21 protein-coding genes are annotated in these 20,896 nt (G+C 33.0%); 12 read left to right on the plus strand and 9 right to left on the minus strand.

Annotated features, from left to right (window positions below):
- Window positions 1-9: 9 nt before the first annotated feature.
- The 11 genes from BUE10_RS08155 (at window position 10) to dusB (ending at window position 13,412) form a co-directional block, all read left to right on the plus strand.
- Complete coding sequence (locus tag BUE10_RS08155; protein WP_073483993.1) at window positions 10-609, plus strand: porin family protein; 600 nt, start codon at window positions 10-12, stop codon at window positions 607-609.
- The gene (locus tag BUE10_RS08160; protein WP_073483995.1) at window positions 609-1,226 is read left to right on the plus strand and encodes an outer membrane beta-barrel protein; all 618 of its coding nucleotides are present in this window, start codon (window positions 609-611) and stop codon (window positions 1,224-1,226) included. The genes BUE10_RS08155 and BUE10_RS08160 overlap by 1 nt, the downstream gene beginning before the upstream one ends.
- A 3-nt stretch (window positions 1,227-1,229) precedes the next feature.
- Window positions 1,230-1,874, plus strand: coding sequence for an outer membrane beta-barrel protein (locus BUE10_RS08165; RefSeq protein ID WP_073483997.1), 645 nt, complete (start codon window positions 1,230-1,232; stop codon window positions 1,872-1,874).
- 9 nt (window positions 1,875-1,883) lie between these two features.
- The gene (locus BUE10_RS08170) at window positions 1,884-2,255 is read left to right on the plus strand and encodes an ApeI family dehydratase (RefSeq protein WP_073483999.1); all 372 of its coding nucleotides are present in this window, start codon (window positions 1,884-1,886) and stop codon (window positions 2,253-2,255) included.
- A 2-nt stretch (window positions 2,256-2,257) separates the two neighbouring features.
- Window positions 2,258-2,743: a hypothetical protein gene (locus BUE10_RS08175; protein WP_073484001.1), complete on the plus strand. Its 486-nt coding sequence runs from the start codon at window positions 2,258-2,260 to the stop codon at window positions 2,741-2,743.
- An 18-nt stretch (window positions 2,744-2,761) separates the two neighbouring features.
- Window positions 2,762-3,949 carry a DUF2062 domain-containing protein gene (locus tag BUE10_RS08180; RefSeq protein ID WP_073484002.1) on the plus strand — a complete coding sequence of 396 codons (1,188 nt, stop codon included), beginning with the start codon at window positions 2,762-2,764 and terminating at the stop codon, window positions 3,947-3,949.
- Window positions 3,950-4,112: 163 nt separating this feature from the next.
- Entirely contained in the window at window positions 4,113-7,793 is a 3,681-nt protein-coding gene (locus BUE10_RS08185; RefSeq protein WP_073484004.1) for a 1-acyl-sn-glycerol-3-phosphate acyltransferase, read from the plus strand.
- Window positions 7,794-9,311 (plus strand): phytoene desaturase family protein, encoded by a 1,518-nt coding sequence (locus tag BUE10_RS08190; protein ID WP_073484006.1) that lies wholly within the window; start codon window positions 7,794-7,796, stop codon window positions 9,309-9,311.
- A 5-nt stretch (window positions 9,312-9,316) separates the two neighbouring features.
- Entirely contained in the window at window positions 9,317-10,984 is a 1,668-nt protein-coding gene (locus BUE10_RS08195; protein WP_073484008.1) for a C45 family autoproteolytic acyltransferase/hydolase, read from the plus strand.
- Complete coding sequence (locus tag BUE10_RS08200; RefSeq protein ID WP_083598003.1) at window positions 10,981-12,270, plus strand: flexirubin biosynthesis putative acyl-CoA ligase FlxY; 1,290 nt, start codon at window positions 10,981-10,983, stop codon at window positions 12,268-12,270. Before BUE10_RS08195 ends, BUE10_RS08200 begins: the two co-directional genes overlap by 4 nt.
- A gap of 149 nt (window positions 12,271-12,419) precedes the next feature.
- On the plus strand, window positions 12,420-13,412 hold the full coding sequence (gene dusB, locus BUE10_RS08205) for a tRNA dihydrouridine synthase DusB (RefSeq protein WP_073484236.1): 993 nt from the start codon (window positions 12,420-12,422) through the stop codon (window positions 13,410-13,412).
- Between the two features lie 44 nt (window positions 13,413-13,456).
- On the opposite strand, the gene BUE10_RS08210 is transcribed toward dusB, so the two are convergent.
- The 7 genes from BUE10_RS08210 to rbfA form a co-directional block, all read right to left on the minus strand.
- Window positions 13,457-13,681 carry a hypothetical protein gene (locus BUE10_RS08210; protein ID WP_073484012.1) on the minus strand — a complete coding sequence of 75 codons (225 nt, stop codon included), beginning with the start codon at window positions 13,679-13,681 and terminating at the stop codon, window positions 13,457-13,459.
- Between the two features lie 16 nt (window positions 13,682-13,697).
- The gene (locus BUE10_RS08215) at window positions 13,698-14,240 is read right to left on the minus strand and encodes a DUF6934 family protein (protein ID WP_073484014.1); all 543 of its coding nucleotides are present in this window, start codon (window positions 14,238-14,240) and stop codon (window positions 13,698-13,700) included.
- Between the two features lie 78 nt (window positions 14,241-14,318).
- A complete protein-coding gene (locus BUE10_RS08220; protein ID WP_073484017.1) occupies window positions 14,319-14,594 on the minus strand; it encodes a Txe/YoeB family addiction module toxin in 276 nt (91 codons plus the stop codon).
- 9 nt (window positions 14,595-14,603) lie between these two features.
- Window positions 14,604-14,861 carry a type II toxin-antitoxin system Phd/YefM family antitoxin gene (locus tag BUE10_RS08225; RefSeq protein ID WP_073484019.1) on the minus strand — a complete coding sequence of 86 codons (258 nt, stop codon included), beginning with the start codon at window positions 14,859-14,861 and terminating at the stop codon, window positions 14,604-14,606.
- 122 nt (window positions 14,862-14,983) lie between these two features.
- Window positions 14,984-16,411, minus strand: a complete 1,428-nt coding sequence (locus tag BUE10_RS08230) for an MATE family efflux transporter (protein WP_073484021.1) — start codon at window positions 16,409-16,411, stop codon at window positions 14,984-14,986.
- Between the two features lie 170 nt (window positions 16,412-16,581).
- The gene (locus BUE10_RS08235) at window positions 16,582-17,781 is read right to left on the minus strand and encodes an ABC transporter permease (RefSeq protein ID WP_073484023.1); all 1,200 of its coding nucleotides are present in this window, start codon (window positions 17,779-17,781) and stop codon (window positions 16,582-16,584) included.
- 1 nt (window position 17,782) lies between these two features.
- Window positions 17,783-18,175 (minus strand): 30S ribosome-binding factor RbfA, encoded by a 393-nt coding sequence (gene rbfA / locus BUE10_RS08240; RefSeq protein ID WP_053472967.1) that lies wholly within the window; start codon window positions 18,173-18,175, stop codon window positions 17,783-17,785.
- Window positions 18,176-18,382: 207 nt separating this feature from the next.
- Between rbfA and BUE10_RS08245 the strand changes: the two genes are divergently transcribed.
- Window positions 18,383-18,802 carry a CBS domain-containing protein gene (locus tag BUE10_RS08245; RefSeq protein ID WP_073484025.1) on the plus strand — a complete coding sequence of 140 codons (420 nt, stop codon included), beginning with the start codon at window positions 18,383-18,385 and terminating at the stop codon, window positions 18,800-18,802.
- A gap of 30 nt (window positions 18,803-18,832) precedes the next feature.
- On the opposite strand, the gene BUE10_RS08250 is transcribed toward BUE10_RS08245, so the two are convergent.
- Both BUE10_RS08250 and BUE10_RS08255 read right to left on the minus strand, forming a co-directional pair.
- Window positions 18,833-20,083 (minus strand): murein hydrolase activator EnvC family protein, encoded by a 1,251-nt coding sequence (locus tag BUE10_RS08250; RefSeq protein ID WP_073484027.1) that lies wholly within the window; start codon window positions 20,081-20,083, stop codon window positions 18,833-18,835.
- Window positions 20,084-20,107: 24 nt separating this feature from the next.
- The gene (locus BUE10_RS08255) at window positions 20,108-20,887 is read right to left on the minus strand and encodes a lipoprotein insertase outer membrane protein LolB1 (protein ID WP_073484029.1); all 780 of its coding nucleotides are present in this window, start codon (window positions 20,885-20,887) and stop codon (window positions 20,108-20,110) included.
- Window positions 20,888-20,896: the final 9 nt, after the last annotated feature.

Consider the following 20,896-nt stretch of genomic DNA (forward strand, 5'->3'; position numbering starts at 1 on the left):
AATAAAAAGATGAAAAAAATAACCTTAATTGCATTCGTTTTATTTATCGGTCTTGTAAAATCGCAAGCACAGGTAAAAGTTAGCCCTGGACTTAGAGGCGGTTTAAATATCTCAACTTTAACCAATATTGATGATAATAGCTCTAAAACTGATTTTTATATTGGTGGATTGGTAGACATTAAATTTAATAGATATTTTTCGCTGCAGCCTGAGATAACCTATTCTAGACAAGGTGATGAAGGAAGATATTTTGAAAACGGCCGTTATTATTCTGAAAAGTATGAATTAAATTACCTGACACTTGGTGCAGTTGCAAAATATCATTTTGGAGGGAAAGGTTTTCACGTTTTAGCCGGGCCTTCTTTAGATATTAAAGTGGGCGATAACTATATAAACACGAACCCTGAAGGTTTTGACCTTGCCATTGTGGGCGGTGTGGGTTATACGCTTCCAAATGGATTAACTTTTGAAGCCAGAATTAAACAAGGATTGATAGATATTTATGGTTATGACGGACTTGATAATAACAATGATGATTATTATTACAATGATGTTATTTTAAATCAGGTTTTTCAAATAGGAATCAGCTATACTTTTAAAGTAAAATAATGCATAAAAAGAAATTAGCGTTTGTCTTATTCGTTTTTTTTGCAATCTTAAAACTGCAAGCCCAGGCAACTTTTAAACCCGGTTTAAGAGCCGGTTTAAGTTTGTCGACCATTTCAGAAACGCATGCCAATTACAGACCCGATTTTTATATTGGCGGTTTTGGAGAAATAAACTTATCGAAACGTTATGCGCTTCAACCCGAAATAAATTATATCAGGCAAGGTTCTAATAACGTTGCCAGAAATTTTATTGACCCAAATACGCAGACAGAAAGAATCGTTTATCAGGATTTACAAATAAGTTATTTGTCGATTGGTTTGATTAACAAATTTAAATTTGGACAAGGTTTACAAGTACAGTTTGGTTCGGCTTTAGATGTTCTTTTAGACGACAATTTAGCTTTTAGAAAAACAAATAATGATCTTTCGTTTGTTACAGGTATTGCCTATAAAATGCCTTCGGGACTTGGATTTGAATTTCGATTTAAAAAAGGTCTTTTTGATGTTTTAGACAGCGATTATTATTATAATAATTCTAACAATGATTATTTTTTTGGTGATTATAATACTAATGTCAATTTTCAAATAGGTATTACCTACTCTTTTAACGTAAAATAAAATATGAATACTAAAAATTTAGCCATTATTGCATTGGTGTTTTTTGCATTTGTAAACACACAAGCTCAAGTAACTTTTAGACCGGGAATTCAAGCGGGAGTTAATATTTCTAAAATAACAGGCTCTGACTTGGATCTAAATAGTAAAACAGATTTTTACATTGGTGCTTTTGGAGCTTTAAAACTTGGAAAAGTTTATACTTTACAGCCAGAAATAACGTATTCAAGACAAGGAGCAAAAGGCTCTATTGAAGGTTTTTATCCTGTTTATTACCCAGACGGTCAATCCGGACTAACTTATGAAAACAGAGATTTAGATATTTCACTTCAGTATTTATCTTTTGTAACCATGAATAAGTTTAACATTACAGAAAACATCTATTTTTTAGCCGGTCCTTTTGCTGATATTATTGTTGGAAAAGAAATTAAATACGATAAATCAAATAATTTTTTTGCAAATGTTTCCAATGCTGAAGATATCGATTTTGGAATTATTGGCGGCCTAGGATTTAGTCTGCCAAAAGGAATTGCATTTGAAGCAAGAATCAAAAAAGGAGTAATGGATGCATTTGATGATGCAAACGGAGCCGCAACTACAAATTCTAACTTAGTGTTTCAATTTGGTGCCGCATATACATTCGGAAAATAATAAAAAATTATGGTTTTAAAAGACTTTTACAAAGTACTTTCAGAGGAGAAAACTGGCGATGCTAAATATAATATTCGTATATTAGTTAATGCCAATCATGAGGTTTTTAAAGGTCATTTTCCTGAAAATCCAATAATGCCCGGCGTTTGCATGATTCAAATTATTAAAGAACTTGTGGAGTCAATCATAAAAAGTTCCTTGATAATACAAACACTTTCGAATGTAAAATTCATGGCATTGATTAATCCGGAGACAAATCCGGAACTCCGTTTAGAACTTGACATAACAACCACAGAAGATGATTTGGTAAAGGTGAAAAACACCACATATTTTAACGACACTGTTGCTTTAAAATTAAGCAATGTGTACAAAAAATTATAATTATGAAATTACTATTGTCATTACTTCTATGGATAAATTTTTCTGGAACGCCAGATTTGGCTTCTATCAGAAAAATATATCCTGATGTTATAAAATCTGAAACAAACGCTAAAGAATTTACCGAAAAACTTGCCGGCGTTTCTCCTAACGATGATGCAACTTTAGTAGCGTACAAAGCCGCTTCAATTTTATTAGATTCGAAGTTTAAAGATAAATTAAAAAATAAAATTGCTCGTTTTAAAGAAGGTGCAAAACTTCTTGAATCGACTATAAAAAGTGAACCTAACAATATCGAAATTAGAATGATCAGGCTAAGTATTCAGGAAAATGTTCCTGGAGTTACGGGCTATAAAAAAAATATTAAAGAAGATAAAAAATTCATCACCGCGCATTATGCAGAACAAAATGCAGCGTTGAAAGATTATCTAAAAGACTTTGTTTTACAATCGAAAAGTTTCTCTGACAAAGAGAAGCAGTTTGTAAAATAAGCTCATGAAAAATTCTCCATGAAACCTATTTTATCAAAGCAGGAATTGCTCGATTCAACTTCTTTTTGTGTTATTGTACCCACTTACAATAACCATAAAACATTGAAAAAAGTGTTGGATTCTATTTTAGATTTCACTCAAAATATCATTATCGTCAACGATGGTTCGACAGACGAAACCAACGAAATTTTAAAACAATATTTGCAGTTTACTCAAATTCATCATCCTAAAAATTTAGGTAAAGGAAGAGCGCTGCGAAATGGTTTTAGAAAAGCAATTGAAATGAATTTTGAATATGCAATCACGATAGATTCTGATGGTCAGCATTTCGCTTCTGATATTCCTGGTTTTATTTCAGCAATTCAAAATGAACCCAATTCGCTTTTAATAGGAAGCCGAAACATGACGCAGGAAAATGTTCCTAAGAAAAGCAGTTTCGGAAACAAATTCTCCAATTTCTGGTTTAAGTTTGAAACCGGAATTGAACTTCAGGACACGCAATCTGGTTTTAGATTATATCCTCTAAAATTAATTCCGAAACGATTTTATACCAATAAATTTGAGTTTGAAATCGAAGTGATTGTTCGTTCAGCATGGAAAGGAATTGTGGTCAAAAATATTCCAATTCAGGTTTTGTATGATCCGGCAGAACGTGTTTCGCATTTTCGACCTTTCAGAGATTTTACCAGAATCAGTATTTTAAATACAGTTTTGGTAGCCAATGCCTTGTTGTATATTAAACCTCGCGATTTCTTTCGGCGAGCAAAAAAAAAAGGTTTTAAAAAGTTTTTTCTAGAAGATATTTTAGAAAGCAACGATTCTAATTTCACAAAATCCGCGTCAATTGCTCTGGGAATTTTTATCGGAATTTCACCTTTTTGGGGATTTCAAACCATACTTCTTTTTACTTTTGCCGCTTTATTCAGGCTCAATAAAGTAATCGCTTTTTTGTCGTCAAATGTGAGTTTTCCACCTTTCATTCCGCTGGTAATCTACGGTTCTTTAAAAACGGGAAGTCTTTTTATTTCGAGCGATGCGCCGTTAATTTTAGATAGTTCGGCCACACTCGACGATATTCAAAAAAACGCTGCACAATATATCGTCGGAAGTCTTATTTTAGCATCCGTTTTAGCACTATCAGCTGGGCTTATAAGTTATTTGCTTTTAAGCGCTTTTAGTTCTAAAAACAAAACGAATATTAAATAAGGTTTTGCCACAGATTACACGGACTAAAATGATTTTCCTATCCAGTTTGTCAGGCTAAGCGAAGTCGAAGCCCACGTCCAATTGGAACGCCCTTCGACTTCGCTCAGGGTGACAAACTAAAGCTAATCTTTTAATCTGTGGCAAAAAACAATAATAAATAATTATGCATCAATACTTTTACGCCATTCATTTATTTGTAAACCGAAGAAAATCTCTCTCGGTTCTTTTGGCCGTTTTGATGCTTTTGGTATTTGGATTTTTTGCTTCCCGAATTAAGTTTGAAGAAGACATTACCAAACTTATTCCAACAAACGACAAAGCCGATGCCACTGCAAAAGTTTTAAAACAATTAAACTTTGCCGATAAAACGACCGTTATTTTCAAACTCGAAAAAAACGGTTCTGCCGAAGATTTAAAAGAAATAGCTGCGGCTTTTTCAGACAGCGTTGCTAAATCCTGCAAACCTTACATAAGCGGAATTCAGGGAAAAGTTGATGAAGAAAACATTCAGGAAACTATTGATTTTGTTTACAACAATCTACCCCTTTTTCTGGAAGATAAAGATTATGCTGCCATTCAAACTAAACTGCAAAAAGACAGCATTGCAGCAACGGTTCAGGGAAATTACAAATCGATTATTTCGCCTTCGGGATTTATTACCAAAGATTTTATTCTGCAGGATCCGCTTGGGATTTCTTTTATCGCTTTAAAAAAATTACAGCAATTAAATATTGGCGACGATTTTACGCTCGACAATGGTTTTGTAATGACAAAGGATAAAAAGAAATTACTGCTTTTTATAACCTCAGATATTTCTTCAAGCGAAACAGAAAAAAACAGCATTTTTGCCGAAAAACTAAAATCAATTCAGGAAAATTTAAATAAGCAATTTAAAGGAAAAAGTTCTGTAAGTTATTTTGGTTCCGCATTAATTGCGGCCGCAAATGCAAAACAAATTAAAAGCGATATTGTTTTAACGACAACAATTGCCATGATTACGCTGATGCTGATTTTGATTTTGTTTTACAGAAAAATATTGATTCCGTTAATTATTTTCCTGCCAACCGCTTTCGGAGCTTTATTTGCCGTTGCGTTTTTATATTTTGTAAAAGAACAAATCTCAGCCATTTCTCTCGGAATTGGATCTATTTTATTAGGAATTACGATCGATTATTCGCTTCACATTCTTACGCATTACAAACATAACAGTGACATCAAAACATTGTATAAAGACATTACAATGCCGGTAATTATGAGCAGTTCAACAACTGCTGTTGCCTTTTTATGTCTGCTTTTTGTAAAATCTGATGCCTTAAATGATCTCGGAATTTTTGCCGCCGTTATCGTAATGGCAGCCGGAATTTTTTCACTTTTGATTGTTCCGCATTTGTACAAACCAAAAGAAAACAATTCTGAACGCAAGAAAAATGCGATCGATAAACTGGCTCATTTTTCATTTCACAATAACAAATTCTTAATTGGTTTTTGTGTTATCATTACCATTATTTGCTGTTTTACGTATAACGATGTTGGTTTCAATAACGATTTATCGCAGTTAAATTTTGTTCCGAAAGATATTAAAGCGGCCGAAAAACAATTGGAAGAAAGTACTAGCTTAACTTCAAAAACCATTTATGTCGCGGCTTACGGAAAAAGTATGGAAGAAGTTTTGCAAAACAACAGCAAACTTTTTGCCGATTTATCAAAAGAAAAACAACAAGACAAAATATTGAATTTTAGTTCCGTTGGCGGAATTGTACTTTCCCAAAAAGAACAGGAACAAAAAATTGCAAAATGGAATTCCTTTTGGAACTCAGAAAAAAAACAAATTTTAAAATCTCAATTAATTGCCGAAGGTTCAAAACTCGGCTTTAAGCCAACCACTTATTCCCTGTTTTTTGATCATTTAGATTTTGATTTCAAACCTATTTCTACTCAAGATTATTTAAAAATCCAGGCGTTACAGCTGAAAGAATTTGTAACCGAAAAAAATGGTTTTTACACGATTTCGACTTTAGTAAAAGTTAAGCGGGAACAGCGCGACAAATTTGTAAAGTCAACTTCTGCAAAAGAAAATTTAATTGCAATTGATCGTCAGCAAATGAACGAAACTTTTTTCAGCACTTTAAAAACCGATTTTAATTCGCTTGTCAATTACTCTTTTGTTGCCGTAATTTTAATTCTGTTTTTCTTTTTCCGAAGAATTGAATTGGTAATCGTAAGCTGTATTCCAATTGCTTTAACGGGAATTGTTACGGCTGGAATTATGGGCATTTTTGGCATTCAAATGAATATTTTCAGTATGATTGTCTGCACATTGATTTTTGGTCACGGTGTCGATTTTAGTATTTTCATGACAAGTGCTTTACAGAAAGAATATACAACCGGAAAAAACGAAATTGCCATTTACAGAACTTCCATTATTCTGGCGGTAATTACGACCATTTTAGGAATTGGCGCGATGATTTTTGCCAAACATCCGGCGCTGCGCTCTATTTCTTCCGTTTCATTAATTGGAGTTTTTGCAGCGTTAATTATTACGTTCATTTTTTACCCAATTCTGTTTAAATTATTTTTGTCAAACAGACCTAAAAACGGAAATCCGCCTTTTCAATTACGCACTTTTATTTATGGCGTAATGTCATTTTTCTATTACGGTTTGGGCGGAATTTTAATGTCGCTTTTTAGTTTCACATTAATGCCGATTTTGCCGCTTAGCAAAAAAACAAAAATGAAAGGTTTTAGATATGTGGTTTCAAAATACATGAAATCGGTATTATATTCTAACCCATTTATTCGCAAAAAAGTCGTTAACAATTTTAATGAAACGTTTGAAAAACCAGCCGTTATTATTGCCAATCATTCTTCATTTTTAGATATTTTATCGATTGGAATGCTGAGCCCGAAAATTATTTTTCTGGTAAGCGACTGGGTTTACAATTCTCCTATTTTTGGCGGCGTTGTTAGAAAAGCTGGTTTTTATCCAGTTTCTGAAGGTTTAGAAGGCGGCGTTGAACATTTGCGTAAAAAAGTAAACGAAGGATATTCTTTAATGGTTTTTCCGGAAGGAACCCGTTCAGAAAATAATGTAATTAAGCGATTCCATAAAGGTGCATTTTTTCTTGCCGAAGAATTTAAATTAGACATCATTCCGGTTGTAATTCATGGTGCTTCAGAGTTAATTCCGAAGGGTGATTTTGTTATTCATGACGGAAGTTTAACGGTTACCATTTTAGAGCGAATTACTCCTGAAAATACTTCTTTCGGAAATAATTATGCCGAAAGAACAAAACAAATAAGTACCTTTTTTAAAGCAGAACATCGAAAAATTCGCCAGCAATTAGAAGGCGTAGATTATTTCAAAAAAATGCTGATTAATAGTTACGATTATAAAGAAATTGAAGTTGGTGATGCTGTAAAAAAAGATTTAAAACAGAATCTGGAAACGTATTTCAATTTAAATAAATACATTAATCCTAAAGCTAAAATTTTGCATCTTGGCAATGATTATGGACAATTAGACGTCTTATTGACTTTGCAGGAACCGCAGCGAAAAATAGTTTCTTTTATAAATGATGAAGAAAAATCAGCCGTTGCGAAAACTAATTATTTTCTAAAAAAGAGAAAAATATCTTATCTGGATACACTAGATTCTGTAGTTGAAAATCAACATGAGATTCTTTTAATTTCTGATCAAAGTTATAATGACAATGCTGAAATTTTTGTCTCTAGATTTTCTTCTGTAATCTTGATTAATTCTCTGCATTATAAAACAAAATTGATTAATTCTGGTTTTGAAATTATTTCTGAAGAAAAAGGTATTACGCTATTAAATAAAAAATAAATGAAAGAGCAGTACGATGTAGTAATTGTTGGCAGCGGTTTAGGCGGATTGGTTTCGTCTATAATTTTAGCTAAAGAAGGCTACAGGGTTTGTGTGCTCGAAAAGAACAATCAATACGGCGGAAATCTACAGACTTTTGTTCGTGATAAAACTATTTTTGATACCGGAATTCATTACATTGGAGGTTTAGCCGAAGGTCAAAATTTGTATAAATATTTTAAATATATTGGCATTATTGACCATTTGAATCTAAAAAAATTAGATGAAAATTGTTACGATATGATCTCTTTTGAAGACGATCAAAACGAATATCCGCATGCGCAGGGTTATGAAAATTTTGCAGATCAACTAACTGCTTTTTTTCCTGAAGAAAAAGCAAATATTGAAAAATACTGCGAAAAACTGCAAACCATCTGCGATGCTTTTCCGCTTTACAATTTAAACTGGGAAGGAAAATACGAAAATGAAATTCTGGCATTAAACGCAAAAGAAACTATTGAAGAGTGTACGCAGAATGAAAAACTAAAAGCGGTTCTTGCCGGTTCGAATTTTTTGTATGCAGGCATTCCGGATAAATCGCCTTTTTACGTTCATGCACTTTCTGTAAACTCTTATATTCAAAGTTCGTGGCGATGTATTAACGGTGGAAGCCAGATTACAAAACAGCTTTTAAAACAACTTAAAAAATACGGCGGCGAATTTTATAAATACAAAGAAGTGACACGTTTTAATGTTGAAGATAATAAAGTCAATTTTGTTGAATTAAAAGATGGAACGAAAGTTTTTGGTTCCATCTTTATTTCGAATATCGAACCTAAAACTACCCTGAAAATGGCTGGCGAAGAAAACTTCAGAAAAGCTTTTGTTAATCGTGTACAAAGTCTTGAAGCTGTAATTTCTGCCTTTAGTTTATATATTGTTTTTAAGCCTCACACTTTTAAATATATCAATCATAATTTTTATCATTTCAAGAAAAGCAGCGAAGTCTGGACCGCGCATGAATATGATGAAGATTCGTGGCCAAAAGGTTTTATGGCTTCCATGAATGCTTCAAAAAAAGAGGAAATCTGGGCCGAAGGAATGACGTTTATAACCTACATGAAATATGAAGATGTTGCGCCTTGGATCGACACTTTTAATACAACAGCCGAAGAAAGCAATCGCGGCGAGAGTTATGAGGAATATAAATCGCGAAAAACAGCTAAATTTTTAGACGAAATTGAGCTTAAATTTCCGGGAATCAGAGATTGTATAAAATCAATTCATACTTCTACTCCGCTTTCTTATCGGGATTATATTGGCGGTTATAACGGAAATATGTACGGTTATGTGAAAGATTCAAACAATCCGATGAAAACGTTAATCCCGGCAAAAACCAAATTAGATAATTTATATCTTACAGGGCAGAGTATCAATATGCACGGCGTTTTGGGCGTAACAATTGGTGCTGTTTCAACCTGTTCTGAAATTGTGGGCAAAGAATATTTGGTTACGAAAATCAACTCCGAATCTGAATAGAAATCATGAAAAACCGAATCTTACTTTTCTTCTTTATCGGTTTTTTAATGTTCTTTATTTCTTGCGGAACATCAAAATCAATGCATCATAAACCTGATCTTTCAGCTTATAATGCATCGAAACCAATTGTTGTAAAAAAATCAGACTCTGTTTTTATTTCCGGAAAAAATTCTCTTTTAAAAAACAAACAAGGTATTTGGGAATTGTATGTCGAAGGCGATCCGCTGGAAATTGGCTTAAACACCGGAGCTTTAACCGATTCTCTTTTAAAAAATCAGCAGCAAGTTTTTTTCTCCAAAGTAAAAGATTTTATTCCGTCTGCTTTTCAGCAAAAAATACTCCGCCAATTTTTAAGATGGTACAATCGAAAATTATATTTGAATGTTCCCGAAGAATATCAAACGGAAATTTATGGCGTTTCTGAATACACTTCGGATGAATTAAATAACATTGCGCCCAAATATCAGCGTGGTTTATACCTTCATGCGGCACATGATATTGGACACGCTTTACAAGATTTGGCTTTGGTTGGCTGTTCGTCTTTTGCGGCATGGAATGAAAAAACGGAAGATGGAAATTTAATCCTCGGACGCAATTTTGATTTCTATGTAAATGACGCTTTCGCGGAAAATAAAATCGTGGCGTTTATAAACCCGAAAGCAGGTTACAAATTTATGATGGTTACCTGGCCGGGAATGGTTGGTGCCGTTTCCGGAATGAATCAGGAAGGTTTAACGGTGACGATTAATGCTTCGAAATCTAAAATTCCGCTAATTGCCAAAACACCCATTTCAATTTTAACGCGTGAAATTTTGCAACACGCCGCAACTATAGACGAAGCCATTTCGATTGCAAAAAAGAGAAACGTATTTGTGTCTGAATCAATAATGGTGGGAAGTGCCAACGATAATAAAGCGATTTTAATTGAAGTTTCACCTACAAAAATGGACGTTTACGATGTTCCAAACACAGATCAGTTGATATGTTCCAATCATTTTCAGGGAGACGCTTTTGCAGCTGATAAACGAAATCAGGAACAAATTGTAAACAGTCATTCTGAATATCGCTTTGAAAGAATGCAGGAACTTCTGGCAGAAAACCCAAAAGTAAATCCGGAAATTGCTTCGGAAATTCTTCGAAATAAAAATGGTTTAAAAGATATTCCGTTAGGTTTTGGTTCTGAAAAAGCGTTAAACCAATTAATGGCACATCACGGAATTATTTTTAAACCAAAAGAAAAATTAGTTTGGGTTTCGGCAAATCCGTATCAATTGGGCGAATTTGTTTGTTATGATTTGAATTCCGTTTTTGGCGAAAGAAAAAATGATTCCCTAAATTCTTTTCAAAAAGAAAATTTAAATATTGCCAAAGATCCGTTTTTAGAAACAGCTGCTTTTCACAATTATAAAAAATTCAAAGTTGAAGATCATAAAATAGATTCGTTTCTTGAAAATAAGGAAACGATTTCTCGAGAATTTATTCAAAACTATCAATCATTAAACCCTGATTATTGGGTTGTATATTATAAGGCAGGATTGTACTTTTACCAAATAAAAGATTTTCAGCAGGCAAAACTTAATTTTGAAAAAGCTTTGACCAAAGAAATTACGACGCTGCCTGAAAAAGAAAAAATTGAAAAATATTTAAAAAAATCCAAAAGAAAATTAAAATGATTCCAGCAATAGAAAAAGATTCTTTAGAAGAAATTAAAATTTTTCAAGAAAAAAAACTATCTGAACTTTTAGAATATATCAGTCAAAATTCTCCTTTTTATAAAAGACTTTTTGCCGGACAAAATATTGATCTTTCAAAAATTAAAACGCTTGAAGATTTACAATTTTTGCCTGTTACTACAAAAGAAGATTTACAGCAATATAATGATGATTTTGTATGCGTTCCGCAAAATAAAATTATCGACTACGCTTCAACATCAGGAACTTTAGGCGATCCTGTAACTTTTGGTTTAACCGATTCTGATTTGGATCGTTTGGCTTATAATGAAGCCATTTCGTTTGCCTGCGCCGGAATTGCCGAAGGTGATGTGGTACAATTGATGACCACAATCGACAGAAAATTTATGGCTGGTTTGGCTTATTTTCTAGGTCTTCGAAAATTGAAAGTCGGCGTGATTCGTGTTGGTGCCGGAATTCCGGAAATGCAATGGGATTCTATTTTAAAGTATAACCCGAGTTATTTAATTACTGTTCCGTCCTTTTTATTGAAATTGATTGAATATGCCGAAATTCACGGAATCGATTATAATAATTCGAGCATAAAAGGGGCAATTTGCATTGGAGAATCTTTGCGAGATCAGGATTTTTCGATGAATACATTATCTAAAAAAATCACTGATAAATGGAATATTAAGTTGTTTTCGACTTATGCTTCGACCGAAATGAGTACGGCTTTTACAGAATGTGAACACGGAAATGGCGGTCATCATCATCCGGAACTTATTATTGTGGAAGTTTTGGACGAAAATAATTTACCTGTAAAAGACGGAGAAACGGGTGAACTTACTTTTACTACTTTAGGAATTGAAGCGATGCCATTATTACGTTTTAAAACCGGAGATATTGTACAGCTTCATAACGAACCTTGCGCCTGCGGGCGACATACTTTGCGTGTTGGCCCTGTTTTGGGCCGTAAAAAGCAAATGATAAAATATAAAGGAACAACGCTTTATCCGCCGGCGATGAACGATGTTTTAAGCGGTTTTGACAATATCGAAAATCATATTATCGAAATCTCTACAAACGATTTAGGCACTGATGAAATCGTAATAAAAATTGCGGTAAAAAATCAAACGCCAGAATTTCTGCAGGAAATTAAAGATCACTTTAGAGCGAAATTGAGAGTAACTCCAAAAATAGAATTTGCTTCAAAAGAAACTTTAAACCCTTTAGTTTTTAATCCGATGAGCCGCAAACCAATTCGATTTTTTGACTACAGGGCTTAGTATAGGTACAAAGTTGCAAAGAGACAAAGGTTCAAAGGCTCTTAATCAGCAATATAAAAAAACCTTTGAGCCTTTGCGACTCTGAACCTTTGAACCCCAATTTGGTACAAATTGAACTAAATGTTGTAATTTTGCAAAAAATCATGAAGATGGTCAAGATTGGCAACATAGAATTACCCGAATTTCCTTTATTACTCGCACCGATGGAAGATGTTAGTGATCCGCCGTTTCGCAGATTATGCAAAACGCATGGCGCTGACATGATGTATTCTGAATTTATTTCGTCGGAAGGATTAATTCGTGATGCTATAAAAAGCCGTATGAAGCTGGATATTTTTGATTACGAACGTCCGGTTGGAATTCAGATTTTTGGTGGTGACGAAGAAGCAATGGCGCTTTCGTCTAAAATTGTTTCTACAGTAAAACCAGATTTAGTTGATATTAATTTTGGATGTCCGGTAAAAAAAGTAGTTTGTAAAGGTGCCGGTGCCGGAGTTTTGAAAGATGTCGATTTGATGGTACGCTTAACAAAAGCGGTTATTAGAAGCACTGACTTACCTGTAACGGTAAAAACGCGTTTAGGCTGGGACGAAAGCTCTATTAATATTGATGAAGTCGCAGAAAGACTTCAGGATATTGGTGTTCAGGCTTTGACCATTCACGCCAGAACTCGTGCTCAAATGTATAAAGGTCATTCTGACTGGTCACACATTGCGCGTGTAAAAAACAACCCAAGAATTTCAATGCCTATTTTTGGAAACGGCGATATCGACAGTCCGGAAAAAGCATTAAAATATAAAAATGAGTATGGAATCGACGGTATCATGATTGGCCGTGCGGCAATTGGTTATCCGTGGATTTTTAATGAAATCAAGCATTATTTCAAAACAGGTGAACACTTACCTGCTCCAACAGTTATTGATCGTGTTGAAGCCGCGAGAAATCATTTGCAATGGTCAATGGATTGGAAAGGCGAGCGTTTGGGAATTGTAGAAATGCGTCGTCATTATACGAACTATTTTAAAGGAATTCATTCTTTTAAAGAATTCAAACAAAAATTAGTTACAACTGATGCTCCAGAAGATTTATTCGCAATTATGAAAGAAATCGAACAGGTTTATGCTGGATATGAGTTTGTTTAATATAAAAAAAAGACCTTCAATATTGAAGGTTTTTTTTTTTATTTCTATTCTAAAATATTTCTTATAGAATTTCTTTTAGCCAGATCAATAGCTGATTTTAACTCAGAAAAAAATAATTCCGCTTCTTTTTTATTTCGAATTGATTTAGTCAAATTATCACTATAATTTGATTCTGTAACATCTCTATCATCAGCAATGTTTTTCTCAGAAGCAGAGGCTAAAGCGATTTCCTGAATTTTATTAATCTTATTTTGAATAGAATCTTTCATAAAGCAAATTTAAACATTATTGATTTAAATTAAACATATAGTATCTATAAAGATCGTTAGTTTTTCTTTGAAAATCAAACGATTCTGGTTTTGGTTTAAAAAATGCCAATCCATTATTATCTAATTCAATTGTGCCATTTCGCAGTAATCTCACGTACCAATCTACTCCGATAATCACTAGAAAATCTTTTAAATCTTTGTAATTATATCTAAACATTCGATGATATAGATTGGCTCGTAAATCATCTGAGCCATCAATACCAATTGAGGTATGAGGATTGTTTTTTAAAAAAGTTATCGAAAACAAAATAATTGTCGAGAAAACTTTATTACTATCATTATGTTTAAGATTTATAGAATCATTAATTTTTCCGTTTGCATCAAATGGGCCAAAAGCTAAATTGTAAACATTGGGCAATAAGGATTCAGCAATGTTGGTGAACTTAACTTTAAGCTGAATTATTTTATTATTCTTTAATTGAGATTCAAAAATATATTGATCGAAATTAGAACTTACATGTATTGCTTCAAAAGTATTTTCTAAATTAATTTTAATCATAAAAAGTATTAAATTTTACGAAACAAAATTAATGCAAATTTCTTACAAAATATTCAATTAGAGGTCTTTTTGTATTTATTAATCATCATAATGAAATCGACATTGTATAATTATACACTTTTGATCAATCCCCTTTGTTCCTGATACTTTATAAACCAATCGATGTTCTCCATTAATTCTTCGGGACCAAAAACTTTTTAAATCATGCCGCAATGGTTCTGGCTTACCAATTCCTTTAAATGGATTTTCTCTAATCGATTTAATTAATTCTTTTATTTTTAGTGCAGTATCTGTATCATTTTCAATCCAATATTCAAACTCTTCCCAGCCATTTTTTGTAAAACAAATATCCATATTCTTCCTCTATAATTCGTCTAAATTATAAGACGTTAACTTTCCACTTTCCATTTGTTCAATAGATTCTGAAAGTCTTTTTCTATTTGCTTTAGTTGATAATAAATGTTGTGTTTCTAATATAGAATTGTACTCTTTCATTGAAATTATAACAACTGCATCTTCTTCAGTATTTCTGGGAACAACAATTATTTCTGAGGATTCTGAGACTTCATCAAAATAGTTTTTAATGTTTTTTCTTAATGTAGATATTGTAATAGCCTTCATGATATAGTACTTTTAATTGTACGCTCAAATGTACAATATCTTTGTGGTATAAAAATAATTTTTCCAGTATTTAACTTTTTTATACAAAAAAGGCCTTCGTTTTGAAGGCCTTTTTATTTTTATTACACTTGAACTCTTTTCCACTTTCCTCTTTTATAGAAAAAGATTCCGGCTAAAGTTATAGCAGTTTCGGCAACGGGAATTGCGATGAAAACTCCGGTTGGCCCCATATTAAAATGTTTGGCTAATACAAAAGCCAGCGGAATTTGGAACAGCCAAAACCCGAAGAAATTAATTCCGGTTGGTGTCCAGGTATCTCCTGCTCCATTAAAAGTATTGATCAAAACCATCCCGATTCCGTAAAAGATAAATCCGATGCTCATGATTTGCAGTGCTTCGACAGCAATTGTTTTTACAGCTTCATCATTCGTGAAAAATGAAATGATATATTGGCCAAAACCTAAAGTAATAATCATGATCGTGGCCATGAAAATTACATTATATCTTGCTGTCGTATAAACCGATTTTTCGGCACGTTCAATTTGTTTTGCTCCTAAATTCTGTCCAACCAAAGTTGCCGCAGCATTACTTAAGCCCCAAGCCGGAAGAATAAAAAACATCATAATTCTAAGCGCCGTTTGATAACCTGCAGAACCGTGATCGCCTCCAGTTGTTGCAACTAATTGAGCTAAGAAAATCCAACTGCATGATGCGATTACAAATTGTAAAATTCCCGGTGCAGCTATTTTAACCAAAGCTTTTATCTGCTTAAAGTCTGGAGCGAAATAGGCTATTTTAATTTTTAAAATTCCGTTTCCAGAGAACAAATGATAAACCTGATATAAAACTCCAATGCTTCTTCCTAAAGTTGTTGCCAAGGCAGCTCCAACTAAGCCAAAGGCAGGAATTGGTCCAAAACCGTTAATTAAAATCGGACATAAAATAATATTGCAAATGTTGGCAATCCAAAGACTTTTCATTGCAATTGCTGCATTTCCTGCTCCACGGAAAATTCCGTTAATCAAAAATAAAAGCATAATGCATAAACTTGAGCCAATCATAATCTGCGTGAATTTGAAACCGTGTTCGGCAGCATCAACAGAAGCGCCCATCAAAAGCAGAATATCTTTTGCATAGATAATTCCCAAAACACTTAGAACAGCGTTAACGGCAAATGCTACAATTATCGCCTGCATTCCGGCTTTTGCGGCAGCGACCGGATCTTTTTCTCCAATACGTCTTGCTACAACTGCTGTTGCGGCCATGCTCATTCCTATTGCAAGAGAATATATAATTGTCAAAACAGATTCCGTCAAACCAACGGTTTGAATCGCAAAACTGCTATGCTCCAAATGCCCAACAAAATATAAATCGACTAAAGCAAAAACCGATTCCATCATCATTTCTAAAACCATCGGAATGGCCAATAGAATTACGGCTTTCTTTATACTTCCGGCAGTATAATCAAATGATTCATCGCCTTTTAAGGCTTGTTTTAAAGTGGTAAAAAATTTAGAAAAAAAACTTTTTTGTATAGTTGTTTCTGTCATGATATATTAGGATAAATGATAAAATTGGTCCAGATGTCTTTATCTGAACTGAAAAGTAAAAAACGTAAGTATCCTAATTATTCTTAAAAATAAAATAGGATTAGGCAGAAACAATCATATGCTGTGAATTTTCAAGGCGGTAAATATAAGTAATATTTTGAAAGAAAAAATTAATCTAATAATTTTTTACTTACACGGCTGCTGGCAATAAGTGATGCCACGAATCCAAGAGAAACAATTGTTGTCATTACGATTACAACATTTTCAAGTGTAAAAACAACTGGGTAAGCCAGCGTTGGCGTGATCATTATCAGCTCGTATTTTTGCTGCAATGTGACTAATATAATTCCGTAATAAAGTCCTATCAATCCTCCAAAAACACTAAGTAAAGTTCCTTGTAGTATGAAAATTTTTCTCACGCTGTTTATTTCAGTTCCCAGATTAACAAGGGTTTTTAAATTTGCCCTTTTGTCTAAAATCATCATAATTAAAGCTCCAATCAAATTGAAAAGTGCAACGATAATTACAAGCGTAAAAATTAAATAAACAGCAATATTTTCGGTATTGAGCATTTTATATAAAGACTCATTCAATTGCTCCCTATTTTTTATAGTGACTTTATTATTAAAAATCTTTTTAATCTGTGTATTAACCGCATTTTCATCTGTGTTTGGTTTTAACCTAAATTCGATTCCCGAAATTTGATTTGGCTTATACATCAATAATTCCTGTGTTAAACCTAAATCGGCAAAAACATATTTTGAATCTAAATCTTCGCTGATTGAGTAAATCCCAACGGGTAAAACATCTGTTTTATTAAATGCTTCTTCGGGATTGTCGATTGCTCCTTTTCCGGGTTTTGGAGCAAATATCTGCAGCGGGTTTTCGAAATCAAGAATTCCCAGCGAAAAATCCTGTGCAATTCCGTAACCAATAACAACCTGATACGAATCTGGTTTTAGCCATTGTCCGTTAAAAAGTTTTACTTTGATATTGTTTACAACCGGGTAAATGCTGTCAACACCTTTTAAATAAGTAACGCGTTGTTTGTCTTTAAATAAAAACAAAACCCGTTCTTCAATAATTTTGGTATAACAGGCAACACTGTTAATTTCTTTTAGCTCTTTTTCTTGCTGGGGTGAAATTAAAAATGATTTTCCGTATGTACTTGTCATTTTTAAATCCGGATCAATCTCATTTGTAAACGAAAGACTGAAAACTTTTAATCCGCTAAAAACAGATAAAACCACAAACAAAGCCATTGTACCAACAATAATTCCCATACTGGCAATTAAATTGATGATATTGATCGCGTTATTTTTACTAAGGCTGAAAAGATAACGTTTGGCTATGTAAAATGGGAAATTCAATTTATGATTTTCTTCTTTTTTCTAAAAGATCACGGTTTTCAATTGGGTTTTCTCTGTTTGCTAATGCATTGTCAATTTTTTCGATATAATCTAGTGAGTCATCAATAAAGAAAACCAAATTTGGCACACGGCGTAATTGAAGACGAACGCGCTGCGACAAATCATGTTTAATTAAAGTTGTATTTGATTTTATTCCTTCTAAAGTTTCCTTTGCTTTTTCTTGAGGAAAAATGCTTAAATATACCGTTGCCACAGATAAATCTGAGGTTACACTAACTTTGGATACTGAAATTACCAAATTGCTAACTCCATTTTTTCGCACTTCACCTTGCAGAATATCAACCAAATCTTTTTGGATGACACTGCCTATTTTTTTCTGTCTATTTGTTTCCATACTGCAAAAATACTATTTTTAAATTCATTCATTGCAATTTCAAATTAAGTAAAGAATTATTATTGAAATTTCGCTATACTTTTCAATGTATTACCCTCAAAAAAGTATCTCTATATCGGGTTTTTAATTGTTTTAAAAGCTGATAAAGATCATGTTATTTATCAGAATTATTCTACATATTTGATATAAATATAAAACTGATCTATTATGAAAAAAAGAGAACCAATTAGTCACATCATGACTAAAACCGTGGTGACTGTAAATCAAAATGACGATTTAAGAAAAGTAGTAGAAAAACTAAAATCGAATTCTATTCGACATATTCCTGTTGTAAATGGTAAGGAAGTTGTGGGTATTATCAGCCGTACAGATGTTAATCGTCTTACTTTTGGTGCTTTGTTTGAAGGGCAGGAAGGTATCGATGAAGCTATTTTGGATATGCTGACAATTCCTCAGGTTATGACATCAAAACCTAAAACTCTTTCTTCTGACACTATTATTAAAGATTTAGCGTCGACATTTGTAAAAGAAGAATTTCACGCTCTTCCGGTTGTAGATAACGGAGAACTGAAAGGGATTGTCACGACAACTGATGTTATCAAATATTTTTTAGAACAATATGATTAAATAAAAAGGGAGCTAAATAGCTCCCTTTTTTTATCTGTTTTGTAACCAATTTTCAGGATCGGTATTGGTTGTATTTTGAAGAATCAAGAATTTAATAACCGTTTTTCCGCTATCACCGCTGGTTCTTACTTTTCCAATATTTTGTTTGATCGAAACTTTTTCTCCTTTGCTTACAAATACTTTACTCAGGTTTTGGTAAACGCTAAAGTAATCTCCGTGCTGGATCATAACTACCGTATTTACCGGAGATAAAACCATTACGCTGAATACTTCACCAGCAAATACAGATCTTGCATTTGCACCATCTTCGGTCGTAATTTCAACTCCTGAATTATGAACTTTTATATCTGGATAAAGCGGATGCTGCTGATCTCCATAACCTAACGAAATAAATCCTTTTTCTACCGGCCAAGGCAGTCTTCCTTTATTGGCTTTAAAATCGGCTGCTAAAACTTTATCTTCTGGCGTCATTGCGATTTTAGAAGATGAAACTGGTTTTACAGTTGCAGACCCAGGGTTTTCTTTAGCTTTTTCAAGTGCCGCTTTTCTGTTTGCTTCGGCAATTGCTTCACGAATCAAACGATCAATTTGTCTGTCAATTCTTTTTGATTCGCTTTGTTTTGCTTTAATATCAGACGCAATTCTGTTTTTATCTTTTTTAATTGCATTAACAAGCTTTTGCTGTTCTTTTTTCTCAACTTCTAAGCTTTGTTTTTCTTTTTCGTTTTCAACAATAATTTTTTTCTTAACCTTTCTCTGTCCGTCTAATTTGGCATTAAAATCAACCAGTTGTGCGGTTTTAGACTGAATTTCTAAACCTTGGTTTTTTCTGAAATTCGTATATTGTTTTAAATATTGTGCTCTTTTGTAGGCTTGTAAAAAACTTTCTGAAGATAAAATAAACATCGCACGGCTTTGCTCAGAACGGCTTTTATACGATTTCAAAATCATTTTTGCATAATCTTCTTTTAAAACCGCCAGTTCTTTTTTCAGTTTATTAACCTGAACTTGGTTAATATACATATCGTTGCTTAAAATTCTTTCCTGTTTTGCTGTTGTATTAATCAGCTTTTCTTTAAGCTTGATTTTATTTGCCTGAATTAAATATTCATTCACTGCTGATTTTTCTTTTTTCCTTACAGACTGCAGCATTTTTTCATTGTCTTTTATTTCCTGAAGAATCTGCGCTTTGCGCTGTTCAAGTTTTTCTTGCTGCGAATCTTGTGCCCAGACAAAAGTCGTGGCGCAAACAAAAATTAGGCTTAGGAGAAATTTTGGCATCTTTCTATTTTTCTTTTTACAAATTTACTTAATTAAAACTTTTTTATAACCGCTTGGCACACTATACGGAAAAGAAAGTTCTTCGTTAAATGATATATTGTTATAATTCAAATTAATATTGGTTGTTCCTTTTGGCTGCAATGCATTAATTACCAATGTTGTTGGAATAGTTCCCTGACTGAACGTTTTAGTATCTGAATAATTGATTTCTAATTTTATGTTTTCAGATGACTGAGAAATCTCTTCTTTTTGTACTAGATATTTTTCAGGATCTAAATAAAATACTTTTTGAATCTTTTGACTTTTTTGGTCTTCTAAACGTATAAGATTTTCTACAATTGTCTGTGTATACTCTCCTTTTCGTAAATCATCAAAAGCTTCTCCAATTAATAAATTCTGAACTTTATTATAATCCAGGTCAGTTCCAAGCCATTCGCTCAAACTGCTAAAATCTCCTTCATAATAAGTACCTTTTATTTTTTCGTAATAACTTACTGTTGTTGGGGTTATCAAAGCTTTTGCCATTGTAATTCCCAAAAATTTAACACTTATTAAAATCTGTTTGTCTTTTTCGATTTTTATATCGGCGGTAACATTTTGGCTTTGTTTTTCGTCTTCATATCTCGCACTGGCTCTTATATTTAAGGTCGAAAAATCTAGTTTGTTTTCGTAATGTTTTTCGATTGCTTTATTGTCTTTTTTTGCAACAACTTCGGTAGTATTATTATTTTGAACAGCTACGGCTTTGGACTTACACGAGACCATAAAAACCGATATTAATACTATTATAATATATTTTTTCATCTTAATTTC

This window comes from Flavobacterium sp. CF108 (assembly GCF_900129795.1).
Lineage (GTDB): Bacteria > Bacteroidota > Bacteroidia > Flavobacteriales > Flavobacteriaceae > Flavobacterium.

Bases quoted from the DNA above. Each gene is read 5' to 3' on its own strand.
- rbfA (WP_053472967.1), bottom strand. From the start codon at position 18,175: ATGGAAACAAATAGACAGAAAAAAATAGGCAGTGTCATCCAAAAAGAT.
- BUE10_RS08200 (WP_083598003.1), top strand. From the start codon at position 10,981: ATGATTCCAGCAATAGAAAAAGATTCTTTAGAAGAAATTAAAATTTTT.
- BUE10_RS08180 (WP_073484002.1), top strand. From the start codon at position 2,762: ATGAAACCTATTTTATCAAAGCAGGAATTGCTCGATTCAACTTCTTTT.
- BUE10_RS08245 (WP_073484025.1), top strand. From the start codon at position 18,383: ATGAAAAAAAGAGAACCAATTAGTCACATCATGACTAAAACCGTGGTG.
- BUE10_RS08165 (WP_073483997.1), top strand. From the start codon at position 1,230: ATGAATACTAAAAATTTAGCCATTATTGCATTGGTGTTTTTTGCATTT.
- BUE10_RS08185 (WP_073484004.1), top strand. From the start codon at position 4,113: ATGCATCAATACTTTTACGCCATTCATTTATTTGTAAACCGAAGAAAA.
- BUE10_RS08255 (WP_073484029.1), bottom strand. From the start codon at position 20,887: ATGAAAAAATATATTATAATAGTATTAATATCGGTTTTTATGGTCTCG.
- BUE10_RS08250 (WP_073484027.1), bottom strand. From the start codon at position 20,083: ATGCCAAAATTTCTCCTAAGCCTAATTTTTGTTTGCGCCACGACTTTT.
- BUE10_RS08230 (WP_073484021.1), bottom strand. From the start codon at position 16,411: ATGACAGAAACAACTATACAAAAAAGTTTTTTTTCTAAATTTTTTACC.
- BUE10_RS08170 (WP_073483999.1), top strand. From the start codon at position 1,884: ATGGTTTTAAAAGACTTTTACAAAGTACTTTCAGAGGAGAAAACTGGC.
- BUE10_RS08160 (WP_073483995.1), top strand. From the start codon at position 609: ATGCATAAAAAGAAATTAGCGTTTGTCTTATTCGTTTTTTTTGCAATC.
- dusB (WP_073484236.1), top strand. From the start codon at position 12,420: ATGGTCAAGATTGGCAACATAGAATTACCCGAATTTCCTTTATTACTC.
- BUE10_RS08155 (WP_073483993.1), top strand. From the start codon at position 10: ATGAAAAAAATAACCTTAATTGCATTCGTTTTATTTATCGGTCTTGTA.
- BUE10_RS08215 (WP_073484014.1), bottom strand. From the start codon at position 14,240: ATGATTAAAATTAATTTAGAAAATACTTTTGAAGCAATACATGTAAGT.
- BUE10_RS08195 (WP_073484008.1), top strand. From the start codon at position 9,317: ATGAAAAACCGAATCTTACTTTTCTTCTTTATCGGTTTTTTAATGTTC.
- BUE10_RS08190 (WP_073484006.1), top strand. From the start codon at position 7,794: ATGAAAGAGCAGTACGATGTAGTAATTGTTGGCAGCGGTTTAGGCGGA.
- BUE10_RS08210 (WP_073484012.1), bottom strand. From the start codon at position 13,681: ATGAAAGATTCTATTCAAAATAAGATTAATAAAATTCAGGAAATCGCT.
- BUE10_RS08175 (WP_073484001.1), top strand. From the start codon at position 2,258: ATGAAATTACTATTGTCATTACTTCTATGGATAAATTTTTCTGGAACG.
- BUE10_RS08225 (WP_073484019.1), bottom strand. From the start codon at position 14,861: ATGAAGGCTATTACAATATCTACATTAAGAAAAAACATTAAAAACTAT.
- BUE10_RS08220 (WP_073484017.1), bottom strand. From the start codon at position 14,594: ATGGATATTTGTTTTACAAAAAATGGCTGGGAAGAGTTTGAATATTGG.